General features: G+C 65.1%; 19 protein-coding genes. 11 read left to right on the forward strand and 8 right to left on the reverse strand.

From position 1 onward, the window contains the following. Nucleotides 1–239: 239 nt before the first annotated feature. The 7 genes from GA0004734_RS01260 (at nucleotide 240) to mnhG (ending at nucleotide 8,091) form a co-directional block, all read left to right on the forward strand. Nucleotides 240–1,652 carry an efflux transporter outer membrane subunit gene (locus tag GA0004734_RS01260; protein WP_092930518.1) on the forward strand — a complete coding sequence of 471 codons (1,413 nt, stop codon included), beginning with the start codon at nucleotides 240–242 and terminating at the stop codon, nucleotides 1,650–1,652. A 417-nt stretch (nucleotides 1,653–2,069) separates the two neighbouring features. Further along, on the forward strand, nucleotides 2,070–5,000 hold the full coding sequence (locus tag GA0004734_RS01265; protein ID WP_092930520.1) for a monovalent cation/H+ antiporter subunit A: 2,931 nt from the start codon (nucleotides 2,070–2,072) through the stop codon (nucleotides 4,998–5,000). Then, nucleotides 5,000–5,341, forward strand: a complete 342-nt coding sequence (locus GA0004734_RS01270) for a Na+/H+ antiporter subunit C (RefSeq protein ID WP_092930522.1) — start codon at nucleotides 5,000–5,002, stop codon at nucleotides 5,339–5,341. The genes GA0004734_RS01265 and GA0004734_RS01270 overlap by 1 nt, the downstream gene beginning before the upstream one ends. Further along, nucleotides 5,338–6,951 (forward strand): monovalent cation/H+ antiporter subunit D, encoded by a 1,614-nt coding sequence (locus tag GA0004734_RS01275; RefSeq protein WP_092930524.1) that lies wholly within the window; start codon nucleotides 5,338–5,340, stop codon nucleotides 6,949–6,951. Before GA0004734_RS01270 ends, GA0004734_RS01275 begins: the two co-directional genes overlap by 4 nt. After that, on the forward strand, nucleotides 6,951–7,439 hold the full coding sequence (locus GA0004734_RS01280; RefSeq protein ID WP_092930526.1) for a Na+/H+ antiporter subunit E: 489 nt from the start codon (nucleotides 6,951–6,953) through the stop codon (nucleotides 7,437–7,439). The genes GA0004734_RS01275 and GA0004734_RS01280 overlap by 1 nt, the downstream gene beginning before the upstream one ends. Beyond that, the gene (locus GA0004734_RS01285; RefSeq protein WP_092930528.1) at nucleotides 7,436–7,717 is read left to right on the forward strand and encodes a K+/H+ antiporter subunit F; all 282 of its coding nucleotides are present in this window, start codon (nucleotides 7,436–7,438) and stop codon (nucleotides 7,715–7,717) included. The genes GA0004734_RS01280 and GA0004734_RS01285 overlap by 4 nt, the downstream gene beginning before the upstream one ends. Next, entirely contained in the window at nucleotides 7,714–8,091 is a 378-nt protein-coding gene (mnhG, locus tag GA0004734_RS01290; RefSeq protein ID WP_092930530.1) for a monovalent cation/H(+) antiporter subunit G, read from the forward strand. Before GA0004734_RS01285 ends, mnhG begins: the two co-directional genes overlap by 4 nt. Here the strand turns inward: mnhG and cobM are convergent. Both cobM and cbiE read right to left on the reverse strand, forming a co-directional pair. Continuing rightward, on the reverse strand, nucleotides 8,088–8,852 hold the full coding sequence (gene cobM / locus GA0004734_RS01295; RefSeq protein WP_092930532.1) for a precorrin-4 C(11)-methyltransferase: 765 nt from the start codon (nucleotides 8,850–8,852) through the stop codon (nucleotides 8,088–8,090). The two genes, mnhG and cobM, sit on opposite strands and share 4 nt — an antisense overlap. Beyond that, on the reverse strand, nucleotides 8,849–10,171 hold the full coding sequence (gene cbiE / locus GA0004734_RS01300; protein WP_092930534.1) for a precorrin-6y C5,15-methyltransferase (decarboxylating) subunit CbiE: 1,323 nt from the start codon (nucleotides 10,169–10,171) through the stop codon (nucleotides 8,849–8,851). Before cbiE ends, cobM begins: the two co-directional genes overlap by 4 nt. Between cbiE and GA0004734_RS01305 the strand changes: the two genes are divergently transcribed. Then, nucleotides 10,170–10,934, forward strand: coding sequence for a cobalt-precorrin-6A reductase (locus tag GA0004734_RS01305; protein ID WP_092930536.1), 765 nt, complete (start codon nucleotides 10,170–10,172; stop codon nucleotides 10,932–10,934). The two genes, cbiE and GA0004734_RS01305, sit on opposite strands and share 2 nt — an antisense overlap. Here GA0004734_RS01305 and GA0004734_RS01310 read toward each other — a convergent pair. The 5 genes from GA0004734_RS01310 to cobF all read right to left on the reverse strand — a co-directional run bounded on the left by GA0004734_RS01310 (nucleotide 10,898) and on the right by cobF (nucleotide 15,377). Beyond that, nucleotides 10,898–11,662, reverse strand: coding sequence for a precorrin-3B C(17)-methyltransferase (locus GA0004734_RS01310; protein WP_092930538.1), 765 nt, complete (start codon nucleotides 11,660–11,662; stop codon nucleotides 10,898–10,900). The genes GA0004734_RS01305 and GA0004734_RS01310 overlap by 37 nt on opposite strands. Continuing rightward, on the reverse strand, nucleotides 11,659–12,492 hold the full coding sequence (locus GA0004734_RS01315) for a precorrin-2 C(20)-methyltransferase (RefSeq protein WP_245292312.1): 834 nt from the start codon (nucleotides 12,490–12,492) through the stop codon (nucleotides 11,659–11,661). The genes GA0004734_RS01310 and GA0004734_RS01315 overlap by 4 nt, the downstream gene beginning before the upstream one ends. Before the next feature lie 29 nt (nucleotides 12,493–12,521). Next, nucleotides 12,522–13,154 carry a precorrin-8X methylmutase gene (locus GA0004734_RS01320; RefSeq protein WP_092930542.1) on the reverse strand — a complete coding sequence of 211 codons (633 nt, stop codon included), beginning with the start codon at nucleotides 13,152–13,154 and terminating at the stop codon, nucleotides 12,522–12,524. Beyond that, the gene (gene cobG / locus GA0004734_RS01325) at nucleotides 13,141–14,526 is read right to left on the reverse strand and encodes a precorrin-3B synthase (protein WP_175386165.1); all 1,386 of its coding nucleotides are present in this window, start codon (nucleotides 14,524–14,526) and stop codon (nucleotides 13,141–13,143) included. The genes GA0004734_RS01320 and cobG overlap by 14 nt, the downstream gene beginning before the upstream one ends. Before the next feature lie 80 nt (nucleotides 14,527–14,606). Next, nucleotides 14,607–15,377, reverse strand: a complete 771-nt coding sequence (gene cobF / locus GA0004734_RS01330) for a precorrin-6A synthase (deacetylating) (RefSeq protein ID WP_092930546.1) — start codon at nucleotides 15,375–15,377, stop codon at nucleotides 14,607–14,609. A 247-nt stretch (nucleotides 15,378–15,624) separates the two neighbouring features. Here cobF and GA0004734_RS01335 point away from each other — a divergent pair, with 247 nt between their 5' ends. From GA0004734_RS01335 to GA0004734_RS01345, 3 genes are all read left to right on the forward strand, one after another. Then, nucleotides 15,625–17,424, forward strand: coding sequence for a type I secretion system permease/ATPase (locus tag GA0004734_RS01335; protein WP_092935738.1), 1,800 nt, complete (start codon nucleotides 15,625–15,627; stop codon nucleotides 17,422–17,424). Next, a complete protein-coding gene (locus tag GA0004734_RS01340; protein WP_092930548.1) occupies nucleotides 17,421–18,764 on the forward strand; it encodes an HlyD family type I secretion periplasmic adaptor subunit in 1,344 nt (447 codons plus the stop codon). The genes GA0004734_RS01335 and GA0004734_RS01340 overlap by 4 nt, the downstream gene beginning before the upstream one ends. 215 nt (nucleotides 18,765–18,979) lie before the next feature. Further along, a complete protein-coding gene (locus GA0004734_RS01345) occupies nucleotides 18,980–19,876 on the forward strand; it encodes a DMT family transporter (protein ID WP_092930550.1) in 897 nt (298 codons plus the stop codon). A gap of 9 nt (nucleotides 19,877–19,885) precedes the next feature. Here GA0004734_RS01345 and ung read toward each other — a convergent pair whose 3' ends face one another. Continuing rightward, nucleotides 19,886–20,572 (reverse strand): uracil-DNA glycosylase, encoded by a 687-nt coding sequence (gene ung / locus GA0004734_RS01350; protein ID WP_092930552.1) that lies wholly within the window; start codon nucleotides 20,570–20,572, stop codon nucleotides 19,886–19,888. Between the last annotated feature and the right edge of the window lie 201 nt (nucleotides 20,573–20,773).

The following is a 20,773-nucleotide window of genomic DNA, read 5'->3' on the forward strand; positions in this document are numbered from 1 at the left end:
ATTGAGACATGCCAAAAATCGCTTTTGATCCCAATGATTTAGGGACAAGACTGCCACCTTCACCCATACGTCAAGCACCACATGACGCTCGCGAAGCGTGGCATGCGGGGAACACTTTCAGACAATAATGCGGAGGCCCTCAGCTTTTGGATTGTTTCCTCGCTTCGGATGGTGAACATGCTAAAGACCAATTGTGAATCATTCGTTACCGGCGCATCGTTTGCCGGATGGGGACCCTTATGAAGATTGCTCAAGCGCTCCTTCCCATGAGCATGCTCCTGCTGTCCGGCTGTGTCGTGGGTCCGGATTACCAGACGCCGGCCGATAACCTGCCAGCCAAATTTTCCAAGGCCGATGCCCCCGCAGCCAACGTCACCCTGAACCCCTGGTGGCAGAGTTTCCACGACAAGAAGCTTGACGCTCTCGTGACCCAGGGCATGAACCAGAACTTGAGCGTCCAGCAGTCGATAGAGCGCATCGTCCAGGCGCGGGCAAACGTCGTGATCGCCGGCGCCGATGGCCTTCCCGCGCTGAATGGCAGCGGTTCCGGCAACGTGCAGGGCTCCGACGGCTCGTACCTTCAGAAGACCTCCGGCGTTAGCCACACCGAGACCAAGTCGCTCGATAGCGGCCTTGGCGCCTCCTGGCTGCTCGATCTCTTCGGCCAGTATCGCCGCGCCCGCGAAAGCGCCAACGCGTCGCTCGATGCCGCCTACAACAACATCAACGTCGCCCGTCTCGCTTATCTATCGGATCTCGTGACGTCCTACATCGACGCCCGCTACAATCAGGAAGCTCTGGCCCTTGCCAGGCTGAGCCTGTCGTCGCGCCGCGAAACCCTGAAGCTGACCAACGACATCCGCAGCGCCGGCGCCGCTTCCAGCCTCGACGTCGTGCAGGCCGAAGGTCTCGTGAACTCGACGCTCGCCGAACTTCCGGCCTATGAGACAGGCTTCCATCAGGCGGCCAACCACATCGCAACGCTGCTTGGCCTTCCCGCCACCTCGATCACGGCCGAACTGACACGCGGCAAGGCGCAGCCGTGGCCGAAGTTCAACACCAAGGTCGGCGTTCCCGCCGATCTCGTGCGCAACCGTCCCGACATCCGCGTTGCCGAGCGGCAGCTGGCCGCCGCGACGGCCAATATCGGCGTGGCAGAGGCGCAGCTCTATCCGAGCCTGTCGCTCAGCGGCTCGATCAATGCCGGCCGCACATTCGGAAATGCCGTTACCGGCAACCTGACAAGCTGGTCCTTCGGCCCGACGCTCGACGTGCCGATCTTCAACGGCGGCCGCCTGCGTGCCAATGTCGAAGCGCAACGCTCCGTCGCACAGGAGCAGTATCTCGTCTGGAAGCAGACCGTCCTCAACGGCATCGAGGAAGTCGAGAATGCGATGATCGCGCTGCGCAAGAACTACGAGACGGTGTCCGCCCTGCGCCGGGTTGTTGCCTCCTCGGAACAGGCTCTCGGCCTTGCCCGCGAAAGCTATCGCGGCGGCGCGACCTCGCTGCTCGACGTGCTCGACGCGGAGCGCACGCTGTCCGACAGCCGCATCCAGCTCGCAGCCGCCATCCGCAGCCTCGCCGCAAACTATGTCGCCCTCAACGTCGCCCTCGGCGGCGGCTCGGGCATCGAAGTCGCGACGAAATAAGCGGTAGACGCAAGACAGGCATCAAACGCACCGGAGATACCGTCTCCGGTGCGTTTTGCGTTTACGGGTCGTGTCTTCAGAGAGCCTGCCGCCCTGTTCGTCCGGCGCCCTCCCGCACTTCACAAACGGGTAACGCAATGTTTTCTTGGCTCTCGGGCTCGAAACGTTACGCAGAGACATCGCCTGTCGAAAATGTCCCATGATGTTTATAAGACAAACTGGAAAAACGACGAGGGGTGTCTATTTGCCCCTTTCGCGGGTTGGCATCGCGGCGGAATACCGGCATAAATTTCCGGCGTGTCGCGCGGCGTTCGCTCGCGCCGACCCTTCGCCACTCGGCCCCGAAGCCTTCGTCCGCCCTGACCTGCGCAGAGGCCGGCACGAGGAACCTGCCATGGTAACGACCAAACTGGGGAAATGACCATAGAGATCGCGCAAACCCTGTTGCTCTTGCTCGTGCTGACGCCATTCGTGGGAAGCCTCATCGCCATAAGCCTGCCGAGCGACCGCAGCACGATGGCCGCCTGGCTTTCGGGCTCTATCGCCTTCCTGTGTCTCGCGATCACCACGTCCCTCTACGTCTTCGTCATCGAAGGCCGCGTGCTGCGCACCGACATTGCCTGGATCCCGCAGTTCGGCCTGAACTTCACGCTGCGCATGGATGGCTTTTCCTGGCTGTTCTCCGCCCTGATCAGCGCGATCGCGCTGCTCGTCGTGGTCTATGCACGCTACTACATGTCGGCGGAAGATCCGGTTCCGCGCTTCTTCTCCATGTTCCTCGCCTTCATGGGCGCCATGCTCGGCCTCGTGCTTTCCGGCAATCTCATTCTCCTGTCGATCTTCTGGGAACTGACCAGCATCACCTCCTTCCTGCTGATCGGCTACTGGTATCACAATGCCAATGCACGCGATGGCGCCCGCATGGCGCTGACCGTCACGGGAACCGGCGGGCTCTGCCTGTTCGTCGGCCTGCTGCTCGTCGGTCATGTCGTCGGCAGTTACGATCTCGACGTGGTGCTGGCCTCCGGCGATACGATCCGCAACCATCCGCTCTATGTGCCGATCCTCGTGCTGGTGCTCGTGGGTGCGCTGACCAAGAGCGCGCAGTTCCCGTTCCACTTCTGGTTGCCGCAGGCGATGGCGGCTCCCACCCCCGTCTCGGCCTTCCTCCACTCGGCAACGCTGGTGAAGGCCGGCGTCTTCCTCCTCACCCGGTTCTGGCCGGTCATGGCGGGCACGGATGCCTGGTTCTGGCTCGTCGGCCTTGCCGGTCTGTCGACGCTGCTGCTGAGCGCCTACTTCGCCATCTTCCAGCAGGACCTCAAGGGCCTGCTTGCCTATTCCACCATCAGCCATCTCGGCCTCATCACCGTTCTCCTCAGCCTCGGCAGTCCGCTGGCCGCCGTCGCCGCGATCTTCCACACCGTGAACCACGCGACCTTCAAGGCATCGCTCTTCATGGCCGCCGGCATCATCGACCACGAGACCGGAACGCGGGACATGCGGCGCCTGAGCGGGCTCTTCAAATACATGCCGATAACCGCCACGCTCGCCATGGTGGCGAGTGCCTCCATGGCCGGCGTGCCGCTGCTCAACGGCTTTCTCTCCAAGGAAATGTTCTTTGCGGAAGCCATCGAGACGCACCGGGTGAACCTGCTCGACACGCTGACGCCCTATGTGGCGACGCTGGCCAGCCTCTTTGCCGTCACCTATTCGCTGCGCTTCATCTATACCGTCTTCTTCGGCCCCAAGCCGCACGACCTGCCGAGCGAGCCGCACGAGCCGCCGCATTGGATGATCGCGCCCATCGGCTTTCTCGTGCTCGCCTGCCTCGTGATCGGCATCGTGCCGAGCCTGACCATCGGGCCATTGCTCCACACCGCCGTGGTCTCCGTGCTGCGCGATGCGACACCGGTCTATAGTCTCGCCGTCTGGCATGGCTGGAACCTGCCCTTCTTCATGAGCCTCTTTGCGCTCGTGGCCGGCATCCTGCTCTACGTGGTCATGCGGCCCTATCTCGCCACCAGCGTCGAGGGTCCGCCCTACTTCCGCAGGCTTCAGGGCCAGCGCATCTTCGAGCGCATCCTCGTGACCATCTCCTGGAAATGGGCGCGCATGGTGGAAATGAAGGCGGGCACGCGGCGTCTTCAGCCGCAGATGCGCATCCTCGTTTTCGCAGCGATCATGGCGACGGCGACGCCCCTCCTGTGGGGGCGGTTCCAGCCTGCCGATTTCGCTTTCCGCGGCATCGATCCGGTCTTCGCCATTCTCTGGCTGATCGGCATGGCCTGCGCCATCGGCGCGGCCTACCAGGCGAAGTTCCATCGTCTCGCGGCCCTCGTTCTTCTCGGCGGCGCGGGCCTCGTTACCTGCATCACCTTCGTCTGGCTGTCGGCACCGGATCTCGCCGTCACCCAGCTTCTGGTCGAAATCGTCACGACGGTTCTCATTCTCCTCGGCCTGCGCTGGCTGCCAAAGCGTTTCGAGAAAGCCGATGCCGAGGCCATGTCCGTCGGCGTGCGCATGCGCCGCCTTCGCGATCTCGTGGTTGCGGTCACCGCCGGGGTCGGGCTGATGCTGATCTCCTACACGGTCATGACGCGGCCGATGCCGGAGACGATCTCCAGCTATTTTCTCGAGCGCGCCTATTCCGAAGGCGGCGGCACCAATGTCGTCAACGTGATCCTCGTCGATTTCCGCGGGTTCGATACGTTCGGTGAAATCGCGGTTCTCGCCATCGTCGCGCTCACCGTATTCTCGCTGCTGCTGCGCTTTCGCCCGGCGGCCGAGAGCCTCGAGCGTCCGGAGCAGCAGCGCGTCCAGAATGCGTTCGATGCACGCCACCCCGAGCGGGAGACCGGGGAGAGCGTCGCCGAATATCTGCACATCCCCTCGGTCATCATGCGCTGGCTCTTCCCCGTCATCGGCATGTTCGCGGCCTTCCTGTTCTTTCGCGGTCACGATCTACCGGGCGGCGGCTTTGCAGCGGGTATCGCGCTCTCCATCGCCTTCATCCTGCAATATATGAGCAGCGGCACGCGCTGGGTGGAGGAACGCCTGCGCATCCATCCGCTGCGCTGGATCAGTGTCGGCCTTCTGGTCTCCACCGCCACGGGGCTGGGGTCGTGGATGTTTGGATATCCTTTCCTCACCACGCATTCGCGCTATGCCGACCTGCCGCTGATCGGGGAAATGCCGCTCGCGAGCGCCATCCTGTTCGACCTCGGCGTGTTCTCGCTCGTCACCGGCGCCACCGTGCTGATCCTGATTGCGCTTGCCCACCAGTCCGTCCGCTCGCCGCGCGCCCATATGCGCAGCGTCAAACTGTCCAGAAAGGAGAAGACCTGATGGAACTCGTTCTGTCCGCCGGCATCGGCGTCTTCGCGGGCTCGGGCATCTGGCTCCTCTTCCGTCCGCGCACCTATCAGGTCGTCGTCGGGCTGGCGCTTCTGTCCTATGCGGTCAATCTCTTCATCTTCGGCATGGGACGCCTGCGGCTCAACGCGCCGCCGGTGCTCGAAAAGGGCGTTGCCGGCGGCTTCCTCACCCATACCGATCCGCTGCCGCAAGCGCTGGTGCTCACCGCCATCGTCATCGGCTTCGCCATGACGGCCCTGTTCCTTGTGGTGCTGCTCGCCTCGCGCGGCTTTACCGGCAACGACCATGTGGACGGGAGGGAAGAGCGATGAGCTGGCTCGGACACCTGATCATCCTGCCGATCCTTCTGCCCTTCGTCACCGCAGCGGTTCTCATCCCGATCGACGAGCGCCAGAGAGCGCTGAAGGGTGCGTTGAGCTTCGGAGCGTCGCTCGTCCTGCTGCTCACGGGCACCGCCCTGATGATCGCCTCTGCCACGGCGCAGGACAATGGCTCCCTCGTCTACCAGCTCGGCAACTGGGCAGCCCCCTACGGCATCGTGCTCGTCGTCGATCGCCTTTCGGCGATGATGATCACGCTGACGACGCTGATGGCGCTTTGCGCCCAGATGTTCTCCATGGCCCGCTGGCACAAGGCCGGCCCCCACTTCCACACGCTGTTCCAGTTCATGCTGGTCGGGGTTAACGGCGCGTTTCTGACGGGCGACCTGTTCAACCTGTTCGTCTTCTTCGAGATCATGCTGGCCGCGTCCTACGGCCTCATGCTGCACGGGTCCGGCCCCGTGCGCGTGAAAGCCGGCCTGCATTACATTGCCATCAATCTCGCCGCGTCATCGCTCTTCCTCATCGGCGTCAGCCTGATCTACGGAGCCTCCGGCACGCTCAACATGGCCGATCTGGCTTTGCGCATTGCCGATCTGAGTGCCGAGAACCGCATGCTGATGGAGGCTGGCGCTGCCGTTCTGGGCGTCGCCTTTCTGGTCAAGGCCGGCATGTGGCCGCTCGGCTTCTGGCTGCCGCAGGCCTATTCCGCGGCAACACCGCCGGTGGCGGCGATGTTCGCCATCCTCACCAAGGTCGGCGTCTATATCCTGCTCCGCCTGTCGCTTCTTCTCTTTGGCAGCGAGGCCGGTATCTCCGCCGGCTTCGGACAGGGCGTTCTCCTCTATGGCGGCCTCCTCACCGTCACCTTCGGCACGATCGGCGTCATGGCGTCGCAGGCGATGGGGCGGCTTGCAAGCTATTACGTGCTGATCTCGTCCGGCTCGCTGATGGCCGCCGTCGGCCTCGGCATCACCGGCGTCATTCCCGGCACGCTGTTCTACCTGATCTCGTCCACGCTCGGCATCTGCGCCTTCTTCCTGCTCATCGACCTCGTGGAGCGCGCCAGAGACGCAGGCGCCGACGTTCTCGCGGTGACCATGGAAGCCTATGGCGAGGGCGACGACGACGAGACCGCGAAGGAAGTCGGCGCGGCCGTACCCGGCACCATGGCCGTGCTCGGCATCTGCTTCGTCGCCTGCACCATGCTGATGGCCGGCCTGCCGCCTCTGTCGGGCTTCGTCGCCAAGTTCGCGATCCTTCACGGATTGTTTGCGAGCCTCGGCGAAACAGCGCCCGTCACGGGCGCTCAGTGGACCTTCGTGGCCCTCCTCATCCTCTCCGGTCTTGCCGCGCTGATCGCGCTCAACCGCGTGGGCATCCGCACCTTCTGGAACTCGATCGAGGGCACCGTGCCCCGCGTCCGGCTGATCGAGATCACGCCGGTGCTGGTGCTTCTTGCCGCCTGCGGCTTCCTGACGCTGCAGTCCGGCCATGCGCTGCGCTATCTCCAGGATACGGCAACGGTCCTGTCCCAGCCGCAGGTCTACATCGGCAGCGTGCGCGATGCGGTACCGGTCGTTTCCCATGGGGGGTCGTGATGCGCTACTGGTTCCCCTATCCGCTTCTGTCGCTCCTGCTTCTCGGCTTCTGGCTGCTCGTCAACCAGTCGGTGTCGCCGGGACAGATCCTGCTGGGCGCCATTCTGGCCGTGTCCCTCTCCTGGGCCATGGTCAATCTGGAGCCGAGAAAATCGAGCGTGCGCCGTCCGGGCGCCGCGCTGCGACTGACGGGGTCCGTGATCAAGGATATCACGCAATCCAACGTCGCCGTTCTCGGCGCGGTCCTGTCGCGTCGCAAGCCACCCGTCCAGTCCGCCTTCGTCATGGTGGAACTGACGCTGAAGGACGACAACGCCATCGCGCTGCTCGCCTGTATCCTCACGACCACGCCCGGCACCGCTTGGCTCGAATATGACCGGCAAACCCGTATGCTCCTCATTCATGTGCTCGACACGGCCGATGGAAAGGACTGGCAATCCATCGTCACCAACAGGTACGAGCGGCTTCTCAAGGAGATCTTCGAATGACGGAACTTCTCATCATCTGGTCGGTGTTGATCTCGCAGATCATGATCGGCCTTGCGATGATCTGCGCGCTCTACCGCGTCGCCAAGGGGCCGCGCGCACAGGATCGCATTCTCGGGCTCGACACGGTCTATATCACCGGCATGCTGCTGCTGCTGACGTTCGGTATACGCACATCCAACGTGCTCTACTTCGAAGCTGCACTGACGATTGCGCTGCTCGGCTTCGTCTCCAGCATCGCCTTTGCCAAGTTCCTGATGCGCGGCGAGGTGATCGAATGACGTTTCTGGTCGATCTGCCGGTCTGGGCCGCCATCCCGGTCTGCCTGCTGCTCCTGTCGGGCTCCGGCATCACGCTCGCCGGCGCCATCGGCCTCGTCCGTTTCCGAAGCTTCTATGAGCGCCTGCACGCGCCGACGCTCTGCACCAGCGGCGGCGTTCTCCTGATCGCCATGTCCTCGATGCTCACCTTCGCCGTCCTGCAAAACCGCTGGATCGTGCATGAAGTTCTCATCGTGATCTTCATGGTCATCACGACACCGGTCACGCTAATGCTGCTTGGCCAGTCCGCGCTTTATCGCGATCGCGCGGAAAAGAGCACGGACGTCCCGCGCAAGACCGAAACCGCGAAAGCCGATCCGGGCATCGATATCTAAAGTCCCTCACGTCCGCGAAAGCGGCGCTGATAGCCCGCATCGTAAAGCGCACTCTCGCGAAAGCCATCCGCCGTCAGGGTTCGCCCGACGAAGATCAACGCCGTCCGCTCGATCGGGCTTTCCGCCACCCGCGCCTCGATATCCGCAAGCGTGCCGCTGACCACCCGCTCGTCCGGCCACGATGCCTTGACGACGATGGCGACGGGGCAGTCGGCGCCATAGAGCGGGGTGAGTTCGGCGACGATCTGCGGCAGCGCATGAATGGCAAGGTGAATGGCGAGCGTCGCGCCCGTCGCACCGAAATTCGCCAGCGTTTCCGCATTCGGCATCGGCGAGGCACGGCCGGAAACGCGCGTGAGCACGAGGCTCTGCGCGAGCGCCGGCAAGGTCAGTTCACGCCCGAGCGCCGCTGCCGCCGCCGCAAAAGCCGGGACCCCGGGCGTCATCGTATAGGCGATACCCTGTGCCTCCAGCCGCCGCACCTGCTCCGCCACGGCGCTCCAGACGGAGAGATCGCCGGAATGCAGCCGCGCGACATCTTCCCCCGCAGCCTCCGCCCGCACATATTCCGCCTCGATCTCGTCCAGCGATAAGGGCGCGGTATCCACGATACGGGCGCCCGGTCGGCAATAGGCAAGCAGGTCGCGCGACACGATGGAGCCGGCAAACAGGCACACAGGAGAGGCCGCGATCAGATCGCGCCCGCGAACGGTGATGAGGTCGGCAGCGCCCGGACCGGCACCGATAAAATGAACGGTCATGCCGGCTCTCCCTGCGTTTTCCCTACATCAATACCCATGTCGTCTTCCGAAACATCGTCCGACCCGGTCGGCGCGGGCTTGATCCAGACCCATTGGGTTACCGGCATGGCAGGTCGCCAGCCGGTCATTGCGCCGACAGGCGACGCGCGGGCAATGTCGATCCGCGTCAAGCTTCCGCCATGGGCGGCGTGAGCGGCGAGCAGCACGGCCTCCATCTCCGTCGTCACTGCATTCGCGACCAGCCGCCCGCCGGGCCGCAATGCGTCGAGCGCCGCATCCATAACGCCAGCCTCGCTGCCGCCGCCACCGACGAAAATCGCATCGGGTCGGCACTCCCCGGCAAGGTCCACCAGCGCCCGCGGAGCTGTCCCCTCGACGATACGCAGGTCCGGCACGCCGAAGGCGCGGGCATTGCGGCCGATCCGTGCTGCGCGCTCCAGATGCGCCTCGATGGCGACGGCGCGCAACGAGGGATCGGCCAGCATCCATTCGATCGCGATGGACCCGGCCCCCGCGCCGATATCCCACAGGCATTCTCCACGTCTCGGGGAAAGGGCCGAAATCGTCAGCGCCCGAACCTCCCGCTTGGTGATCTGCCCGTCATGCTCGAACAGGTCGTCGGCAAGCCCGGGCGAAAGACCAAGAACCCGCGCGTCCGCACCGGCGACAACCTCGATGGCGCAGACATTGAGCGAATGGCAATCCACAAGATCGAACCCGCCCGCTGTATGAAGGCTGATCCGCTCCTGCGGCCCGCTCATGGCTTCGAGCACGGTAAAGGCGGAGGCGCTGAAGCCGGTATCGCGCAACAGGGCGGCAATGGCCGCCGGCCCGTCACCATCCGAGGTCAGCGCGAGAATACGGGCTCCCCCATGCAGATGCGGGCGGAGAAGGTCGAGCGGCCGGCCGTGCAGCGACAGGCAGACGACATCCTGCAGCGCCCATCCGAGCCGTGCCGCCGCAAGGCTGAAAGCCGAGGGAGCAGGCAGGACGCGCATCTGGGTCGGGTCGATACGACGCGACAGGGTGACCCCGACGCCGAAGAAGAACGGATCGCCCGAGGCGAGCACCACGACCGGCATGCCGGCCATCGCCACCACCACGTCTATGGCCGTCTCGAACGGGCTCGACCAGGGGCAGCTTTCCCCCGTGATCAGCGGCGCGGCAAGGGCCAGATGCCGTGCGCCGCCGAAGACGAGGCGTGCTTTGGAGATCGCCTGCTTGGCCTCCTCGCCGAGACCCGCTAGACCGTCTTCTCCCAGGCCGACGATGGTCAGCCAGGGTTGCGTTGTCAGGGAAGCGTTTTCGACGTCACACATGGGCCATCATATCCTTATTCTCGGCGGCACGACGGAAGCCCGCGCGCTGGCCGCTGCCCTGGCAAAAACCACGCATCGCGTGGTTCTCTCGCTGGCCGGCCGCACCCGCGCGCCGATGGCACAGCCCGTTCCCACCCGCATCGGCGGCTTTGGCGGCGCTGCGGGCCTTGCACGGGCGCTGAGGGCCGAAGGCTTCGATCTTCTCATCGATGCCACGCACCCCTTCGCGACCCGCATTTCCGACAATGCCGCCAAGGCGGCCTTGGAAACCGGCATTCCCGCCTTCGCCCTTCGCCGTCCGCCGTGGGAGCGCCAGCCGGGCGACCTCTGGACCTGCGTCGGGACCATGCGCGAAGCCGTCGCGGCGCTGGGCGATACGCCGCGCCGTGTTCTCCTGGCCATCGGCCGGCAGGAAGCGGCGCTGTTCGAGGAAGCGCCCCATCATGCCTATCTCGTGCGCAGCGTCGATCCCGTCATCCCGCCGCTCACCCTGCCGGATGTGCGTTACATCCTCGCGACAGGCCCGTTCGACGAGGCCGAAGAGCACGCCCTGCTGGTCACGCATCGCATCGACCGTATCGTCGCCAAGAACAGCGGCGGCGATGCCACCTACGGCAAGATCGCGGCCGCAAGGGCGCTGAAGATCCCGGTCATCCTCGTCGAGCGTTCGTCCGAGGCTGGCCTGCCCACGGTCGGCACGGTGCCGGAGGCGCTGGCGCGCATCGATCACGTGCTCGCTCCGGGCAGGAAACGCGGCGTATAGACCAGATCGCCACGCCCGGGCCGGGCGATAACGCGGGTCTCCGGCGAGCCGATGATGACGCAGGTCGCCATGTCGGCCATACCGGCATCGGCCTCGGCAAGCGGCATCACGCGCATGCGCTCGTCGGGCCGGCCGGCTGCGCGGCCGAAGATCACGGGCGTCTGCGCCGGCAGGATCGGCCGCAACACGTCGAAGGCGGCACCGAGCTGCCATGGCCGCGCCTTGCTGATGGGATTGTAGAGCGCGATGACGAGCCCGGCTTCCGCGACAAGCGCCAGCCGCCGGGTGATGATTTCCCACGGTTTCAGATTGTCCGAAAGGGAAATGGCGCAGAAGTCGTGTCCGAGCGGCGCGCCGATCCGCGCTGCAACCGCCAGCATGGCCGTCACGCCGGGCGTCACGCGAAGGTCGATATCGCGCCAGACGGCCGGCCCGTGGTCGATCGCCTCGCAGACGGCAGCCGCCATCGCAAACACGCCCGGATCTCCGCCGGAGACGACGCAGACGTCTGCACCCTCTGCGGCATGCGTCAGCGCCGCTTTGGCGCGATCGAGTTCCTCGCGATTGTCAGAGGCGACACGCACCTGATCGGGGCGCAGCGACAGGCGGTCGAGATAGGGTCCGTAGCCGAAGAAATGGCTGGCGGCATCGATCGCCTCCAGCGCCTCGGGTGTCGTCTGGCGCGGATCCCCCGGCCCGGTGCCGACAATGGTCAGGCGGCCGCTCACAGCGCGCCGCCCACAATCCGGCCGCTCCAGCCGGGTACGAGCACCAGCGAGAAGTATGGCGCCTCGTCGGTCAGCTTGTCGGCGAGCGGGATCATCGCGGCATTCGCCATCGTGCCGCGCTCGACATAGACGGCGTTGTCGAGCTTTCCGGAAGCGGCAAGCGCGCGGCGGATTTTCGGCAGATTGCGTCCGACCTTCATAATCACCGCCGCCTGCGTATCGGCGAGCCGGCGGCAAAGCTCGGCCTCGTCCATGGTGCCAGGCAGAACGGACAGCACATCGTCGCCCTGAACGATCGGCAGGCCGGCGAGCGACCAGCAGCCCGACATCGCCGTTACCCCCGGCACGACCTCGGCGGCGTAGCGACCCGCCAGCCGCACATGCAGGTGCATGTAGGAGCCGTAGAACATCGGATCGCCCTCACTGAGGATCGCGACCGTCCGCCCGGCATCCAGATGCGCGGCAACGCTGGCAGCGGAAGCATCGTAGAAACCGGTGATCTGGCCCTTGTAGTCGTCGTGTTCTTTGTCGATCTCGACGGTCACGGGATAATAGAGCGGCAGTTCGATGCGCCCGGGCTTCAGGATGCCCTCCATCTGCCCCGGCGCAAAAAGGCTGGCAATGCCGTCCGCCTTGCCGAGCCCATCGAGGATGGTTCGTCCGTTGCCGCGCCGGCCGGCCTTTGCGAAGTAGGCAAGCACATCGGCCTCGGCGAGCGCCCGCACCGCCTTCAGCGTCAGCAGTTCCGGATCGCCCGGCCCGGTGCCGACGCCGATCAACCGCCCGGCCGTCACGCCCGAAAGCGCTGCGCCGCCCACGCTTAGGTCCACTGTCTCCAAATCTCCGGTCACCGTTGCTCTCACAGGCCCGGCCTCGCGAGCGCGTTGATGGCAGCGGCCGTGATCGCGCTGCCACCCAGCCGGCCGCGGACGATGGCGAAGGGCACGCCGTAGGAATGTTCGGCAAGGGCATCCTTGGATTCCGCCGCGCCGACGAATCCCACCGGCATACCGAGAATCGCCGCCGGCTTCGGTGCGCCGTCGCGCAGCATTTCAAGGAGGTAGAAGAGGGCTGTTGGTGCGTTCCCTATGGCAACCACAGCGCCGCCCATTCGCTCGCCCCACAGCCGCAATGCGGCGGCAGACCGGGTATTGCCGATCTCGCGGGCCAGTGCTGGCGTTTCCGGCTCGCGCAGGGTGCAGATCACGTCGTTTCCCGCCGTCAGCCGCGCGCGTGTCACCCCGTTCACCACCATGAAGGCATCGCAGAGGATCGGCGCACCGCCGGAGAGTGCCGAGCGTGCCGCCGTGACGAAACCGGGCGAAAAGACGAAGTCGCGGGCGGCTTCCACCAGCCCGCAGGCATGAACCATGCGCACGGCAACGTCTGCCTCCTCCGGCGAGAACCGCGAGAGGTCGGTTTCCGCCCGGATGATGGCGAAGGAGCGTTCGTAGATGGCGTCGCCATCACGGATGTAGTCATAAGCCGGCATGGTCAATCCCGTTGAAGCGTGCCGCTGAAAACGCGGCGGCGATCCGCGCCGGCCCCAGCCGTTGAAGGCAGGCGGCAGCCGATTCGCCCTTCTCTACCGTCTCCGCGACACGTTGGCCAAGCGCCGTGATAGCGGAAGGGCCGTCTTCCAGCCGCTTTGTCGCGACAGGAGAGTCTCCTGCACGTCCACCGAGAACGATGCTGAGCCCCGGCCGACCGTCGCAGGACATGGCGACCAGCGTGAGATCCGCGACGCGCGGGCGTGCGCAGCCCTTGGCGCAGCCGGAGACATGCAGGTCGAGCGACCCGTCCATCAGCGCCGGCGCGTGAGCGATCAGATGGCTCGCCACAGCATGCGTATCGATGCGCCCCGAGGCACAGCCGGCCTGACCGGCACAGGCATCGATGCGCAAAGCGGGATCACCTGCATGGACGACGAAGCCGAGCGATGCGGCGAGAGAAACAAGCACCGAGGTGTTCCAACCGGCAGGACCGACGAGCAAAATTGCGCGACCGGGCGCGAGCCGCACCGCGGATACGCCCTCCGCCACGGCGGCAAGGATCAACGGCCGGACGATATGGGCTGCCATCTGCCCGAACGCAGGTGCGACACCGAGCACGACCGACGCACCAAGGTCGAACCGGCCAACGGGGGACATCGCCGCCTCCCTCAGTGCCAGCGATGAAGAGCCGGGAGGCAGAGGCTCGGCTGGAAGATCGCGCGCCCGTGCAGCGGAACCATAGGCGGCGATATCCGCGACCACCGACATCGCCGCTTCGATCATCGCGTCTACCGAGCCCGAAACGCCTGTCGGCCTCCCTGCCACCAGCAGATGCCAAACGGGCCTGGGATCGGCCGCTCCCGCCACGAGCTTGATATCGGCCGCGACACCATCGAGATGCAGCCTCCCCCCGCCATCGACGATGACGGCCAGCTTTGGCGCAAGGTCAAGGCCGCTGTCGGCGATTCGTTCGGCAAGCTTTCGCGCAAGCGGGCGCGGATCGGCCCATTCGGACGGGTCCAGCCCTGCAAGCGGCGGCACTTCCACGGCAATGCCCTCGCAGGGGACGATGCCCGCACGGGCAACGGCGGCCGACAGGGGCGCAACGCTTTCCGCCCGCAATCCCCGGATCTGCAGGTTGCCCCGCGCGGTAATATCGAGCCTGCCCGAGCCGAACGCCTCAGCCGCATCCAGAAGGTCCAGAAACGCAGCCGCCGTGAAGAAGCCGGAGGCCGGCCGCAGCCGCGCCAGCAGTCCGTCGCCGGTCTGCATGGGGGCGGCCAGCGTCGGGCAGGCGCCACGGCGCAACGCCGGCGGCGAACCCGTCGCCCTCGTCGTCTCCGCATCCCCGCGCATTGCAGTCCCGGCCATCGTCATGTCAGCGCCTTTCGATCCGCCGTCATACAGCATGCGGTCACGAGGGTGCAAATCCCGGGTCACACGCACATCGTCTATACGGCCGGCGATGTCGCAGGCGTGCGCAGGAGATAGATGTCCATGATCCAGCCATGCCGCGCCCGCGCCTGCGCCCGCGCGGCAACGATCGCATCGCGCACCGCGCCAAGACGCCCGGCAATCGTGATCTCCTGCGGCAGGCCGAGATAGGCGCCCCAGAAGATCTCGGTCTCGGGGTCCTCGACCGCCAAAAACGCCTCTTCACCATCGAGCATCACCACAACCGACTGCGCCGTCTGCGGGAAGATGCCGGACAGGCGGCGGCCGGGCGTGATCGTCACCGGCTGCCCGATGCCGTTGATGGGGATACGGTGGCGGGCGGCAAGCAGCTGCATGCTCGTGATGCCCGGCAGCACGGACATCTCGAACGCGACACGCCCGCCGTCGCGCACCCGCTCCAGAATGCGAATCGTGCTGTCGTAGAGCATGGGATCGCCCCAGACGAGGAACGCGCCCGTCTCCCCGTCCGCCAGATGGTCGAGAAACAGCCGTTCGTGAATGTCGGCGATCTCGGCATGCCAGAGATCGACGCCCTGCCGATAGCCGATGCCGTCCGTCTGTCGGCGCGGCACGGCGAAATCCACGAGCTTTGCCTCGGCCGCGCCATGCCGGGCGATCATGCTGCGGCGGACATCGGCCAGCTCAGCCTTGTCTTCGCCCTTCGTCGGCACGAAGATTACATTTGCATCGCCGATCGCCTTGATGGCTTCGAGGGTCAGATGGTCGGGATGACCCGTACCGATGCCGATCACCAGAATCCGTCGCATGGCTTCTCCTCCAGGCACGTTCACGCAGAGCACGTTCATTTCGCCGCAGGGCCTGCGGCAGAGGCCCGTTCTATAGCTCCTGGCGCCAAGAAACGGGAAATGCTAAAATAAAATCGAGAATCCGTGTTCGGTGATGAAAAATTGACATCATCATCTCTAATGTGCCCCATCTGCAAGGGCGGGATCGACCGGAACCGGTGGCTCGACCTTCGAGATGGCAGGCGACGGCGGGGCACTCGGGGTTACCATGACAAAGACCAGACATTCAGGCGCCGAGCCGGCGCAGGCTTTGCGGGATTGCAAGGGCGCCTTCATTGGCGTCGGCGTCGCCAGCGCCCTCGTCAACGTGCTCTACCTCACCGGCTCGTTCTTCATGCTCGAGGTCTATGACCGCGTCCTTCCGAGCCGGAGCATCCCCACCCTCATTGCGCTCTGCATTCTCGCGCTCATGCTCTACGCCTTCCAGGGCGCGTTCGAGTGGATCCGCGGCCGCATGCTCGTGCGCATCGCTGGCGCACTCGACGAGGCGATGACCGGGCGGATCTACCGCACCGTCGTCCGCCAGCCGCTGAAGATGCGCACGGCCGGCGATGGCTTGCAGCCGTTGCGCGACTTCGATCAGGTGCGCGCCTTCCTGTCGGGCGCGGGACCCGCCGCCTTCTTCGACCTGCCCTGGCTGCCCTTCTACATCGGCATCTGCTTCCTGTTCCACCCTGTTATCGGCATCGTCTCCGTCGTCGGTTCCCTGATCCTCATCGCCCTCACCTTCCTCACCAACCGGGGAACGCAGGGTCCCTCCAAGAAGGCAGCGGAGACCGGAAACCTGCGCAATGCCTTTGCCCAGGCATCGCAGCGCAACGCCGAGGTCATGCAGTCCATGGGCATGCTGGGCCGCATGTCGATGCTCTGGAGCGAACGCAACGACGCCTATCGGCACCATAACCTCGTCAATTCGGATGTCTCGAACGGCTATGGCGCGCTGTCCAAGGTCTCCCGCATGATCCTCCAGTCGGCGGTTCTGGCCACCGGCGCGGTGCTCGTCATCGAGGGGCTGGCCTCGCCCGGCATCATCATCGCGGGCTCCATCCTGACCGCCCGGGCGCTTGCGCCGGTGGAACTGGCAATCGGCAACTGGCGCTCCTTCGTCGCCGCACGACAGAGCTGGAAACGTCTGGGCGACCTCCTCACCGCGCTTCCCGAGCGCGATGCGCCGCTGGAACTGCCGGTGCCGCGCGAAAAGCTGACGGCCGAAGGCATCGCCGGCGGACCGCCCGGCGTCCAGCGCCTGACCTTCGCGGAGGTCACCTTCACCCTGAAAAGCGGCAGCGCGCTCGGCATCATCGGGCCGAGCGCCTCGGGCAAGTCCTCGCTCGCCCGCGCGCTCATCGGCATCTGGCCAACCCTGCGCGGCGCCGTGCGCCTCGACGGTGCGGCACTCGACCAGTGGGATAGTGACCGTCTGGGCAAGCATATCGGCTATCTGCCCCAGGACGTCGAACTGTTCTCCGGCACGGTGGCGCAGAACATCGCGCGCTTCGAGGAAGACGCAGCACCCGGCGCGATCGTCGAGGCTGCCAAGGCTGCCCGCGTCAACGACCTCATCCTCAAACTGCCGAACGGCTTTGAGACCGAGATCGGTGATGGCGGCTCGTCCCTTTCGGCCGGCCAGCGCCAGCGCGTCGCCCTTGCCCGCGCACTCTATGGCGAGCCCTTCCTCGTCGTTCTCGACGAGCCAAATTCCAACCTCGACGCGGAAGGCGAACAGGCGCTGAGCGAAGCGATCCTCGGCGTGCGCGCCCGTGGCGGCATCGTCATCGTCGTCGCTCACCGCCCGAGCGCGCTCGCCAGCGTCGATCTCGTGCTGATGATGAACGAGGGCCGCATGCAGGCGTTCGGACCGAAGGACGATGTTCTGGCGCAGATCCTGCGCCGGGAGCCGCCGCGCCCGGCCACCGCACAGGCGTTCCAGCCGAATTTCCAGACAAAGCTTCAGGCGCAGCCGCCCGCGCTGAAAGCCGTCGGCAATGGACAGGAAACCGCATCATGAGCACGCGCGAACCGTCTGCCAACCCTCCTGAGACGCCGTTGCGCCCGACCCAGTCACGCCGCTCCCTCTCCCGTCACATTACCGCCGTCGGCGTCATGGCGGTGGTGCTCGTCGGCGGCATTGGCGGATGGGCCGGTACGACCGAGCTTTCCAGCGCCATCGTCGCCTCCGGCACCGTCGTCGTCGAAAACAACGTCAAGAAGATCCAGCATCTGACCGGCGGCATCGTCGGCGAACTGAACGTGCGCGAGGGCGAGACCGTCGAGGCCGGGCAGGTGCTCGTGCGGCTGGATGGCACCACCGTGCGCGCCAACCTGTCGATCGTCCAGAACACGCTCGCCCAGCTCTATGCCCGCCGCGCCCGGATCCTCGCCGAGCAGGCGGGAGAAAAGACATTCACCGTGCCGAAGCTCGCGCAGGTCGTGCCGACGGACATGGTGTCCACCGGCTTCGAGGACAGCGAGCGGCGCCTGTTCGACAGCCGGAAGAGCGCGCTGGTCGGCATGAAGAACCAGCTCGCCTCCCGCAAGGCACAGCTGAAGGACGAAATCGAGGGACAGACGGTTCAGCTCAACGCCATCGCCGACAGCCTGACGCTCATCAGCCAGGAGCTGGAAGGCGTCGACAAGCTCTACGCCCAGGGCCTCGTCTCCATGCAGCGCGTGACCGCCCTCAAGCGCGACCGCGCCCAACTGGAAGGCGACCGCGGCGCCCGTATCGCCGCCCGCGCGCAGGCCGCCGGCAAATCGAGCGAGATCGACTTGCAGATCCTGCAGCTGGACGAAGATCGCCGGACCGAGAACGCCAAGGACCTGACCGATGTCGAGGCGCGCATCGCGGAATACGAGGATCGCGGCGTCGCCGCCCTCGACCAGCTGAAGCGGCTGGACATCCGCTCGCCCTTATCGGGCCGCGTCTCCCAGCTTGCCATCCACACGGTCGATGGCGTCGTCAATGCCGGCGAAGTGCTGATGCTCGTCGTTCCCGCCGCCGACACGCTGACGGTCGAAGCCCGCATCGCCACCAGCGATATCGACCAGATCACGCTTGGCCAGCCGGTCGAGATCCGCTTCAGCGCCTTCAACCAGCGCACCACACCCGTTGTCCAAGGCGAGGTCGCCAATATCGCCCCGGATCAGGTGACCGACCAGCGCACGGGCGCAAGCTATTACCCCCTGCGCATCCGCCCGAAGCCGGAGAGCCTCACCGCTCTGAAGGGCCTCACGCTCTATCCCGGCATGCCGGCGGAAACCTATATCAAGATCGCCGACCGCACCGTCATCTCCTATCTCGCCAAGCCGCTGACCGAACAGATGCAGCGGACTTTCCGGGAAGACTGAGAGGACGAACAGGCGCTCCCGCCTCGGGGAGGGCTGCCGAGCACGCGGCATGCCGCTTCACTCAAGCATTTACACGTGCCGGATCATTTCATCCTGAAACCGATACCGGTTCAGGAAATTATACAGTAGAGACAAGCGTGCCCGACCTGGGCATGTCCCAAAGAAGACCTGAGCGCGTCCACACGGCCGTCGAGGCGAGCACGGCAAGACGACGGATGACATCCAAACGCAAAGGCTATCTCTTCGTCCTCATGGCGATCCTGATCTTCACCTTGCAGGATGCGACCTCCAAGCACATGGGCGGGCTTTATCCCCCCGTCTTTATCACCATGATCCGCTACTGGGCGTTCGCGGCCTTCGTTCTGATCCTCGCAGCCCGGTCGAGCGGCGGGCTGAAGGCGGCAGTGAGCACGAAGCATCCCGTCCTGCAGATCGTGCGGGGACTGCTGCTGGTCAGCCAGATCGTGCTGGTCATCGCCTCCTTCGCCAGCGTCGGGCTTGCCCATTCGCAGGCGATCTTTTCCGTCGGGCCGATCTTCGTCGCCCTCCTCTCGATCGTCATTCTGGGCGAGCGCGTCGGCTGGCGGCGATGGACAGCGATCTTCGTCGGCCTCATCGGCGTCATCGTCATCCTGGACCCGACCGGCGACGAATCCGCCTCCCTGCTCATCGTTCCCGTCTCCTCCGCGCTGATCTTCGCCTTCTACGTCGTCACCACCCGTCTCGTCAGCCGCGAGGATACGGCCATGACAAGCTTTTTCTACACGGGTGCAGCCGGTGCCGTAGCGATCACGCTGATCGGACCGTTCTACTGGACATGGTTTGCACCGGTCGACTGGCTGTGGATGGGGCTTCTCTGCGTCACCGGCACGTCGAGCCACTTCTTCCTCATCAAGGCCTATGCATATCTCGACGCGTCGGAGGTGCAGCCGTTGACCTATCTCCAGCTGGTCTTTGCCAGCATCATCGGCGTCTCCGTCTTCGGCGAGGTGCTCAGCGTCAACATGATCGTCGGTGCTGTCATCGTCGTTGCCGCCGGCATCTTCACCGTCTGGCGAGAGAGCGTCGTTGCCCGCCGGGCCGGCGCCGCGGGAACCCACCCGCGCGCATAAGACCGTCTTTCAGAGCGGTGGCAGCGCCCAGTCGATCGGCGGACGGCCATTGGCTTCCAGAAAAGCATTCGCCTTGGAAAACGGGGCCGTGCCGAAGAAACCGTTATGCGCCGACAGCGGTGACGGATGCGCCGAGCGCAGCACGAGGTGCCGGCTCTGATCGACGAATGCCGCCTTCTTCTGCGCGTAGGAACCCCAGAGGATAAAGACCACCGACTGCTGCTGGTCGTTGACGGCGCGGATGATGGCGTCTGTAAACGTCTCCCAACCCCGCTTCTGGTGGGATGCCGCCAGCGCCCGCTCCACCGTCAGCACGCTGTTGAGAAGCAAGACGCCCTGCTCCGCCCAATGTTCGAGAAAACCATGGCGTGCCGGCGGTATACCGAGATCGTTCTGGAGTTCCTTGTAGATATTGACCAGCGATGGCGGAATGCGGACGCCGGGCCGCACGCTGAAGGACAATCCATGCGCCTGTCCCTCGCCGTGATAGGGGTCCTGCCCGAGGATGACGACGCTGACCTTGTCGAGCGGCGTCAGGTCCAGCGCCCGGAAATATTCCGATCCCTTGGGGAAAATCTGCTTTCCCGCCTGCTTCTCCGTCTGAAGAAAGCTTTTGAGCGTGCCCATGTAGGCGCTGTCGAACTCCTTGGAAAGCGCCTGTTTCCAGCTCTCCTCCAGCCTGACCGTTCCGTCCATCCTGCCCGTCCCATGCCTGTTTTCAGCGGTGTCTCGCGCAGCAAACGATAGATCATCGCGCGATCATCGCAAGGGCCTGTGTCGCAATGTATTTCCACAAACATATCGCTGGCCAATGAACGGGCATGCGTTATATTCCGCATGATATCTCGAAGCGCCGGAGACACGATGCTGCCAGCCATCCAGACACTGAAGACGAAA

It is taken from the genome of Rhizobium sp. 9140 (assembly GCF_900067135.1).
In the GTDB taxonomy this organism is placed as follows: domain Bacteria; phylum Pseudomonadota; class Alphaproteobacteria; order Rhizobiales; family Rhizobiaceae; genus Ferranicluibacter.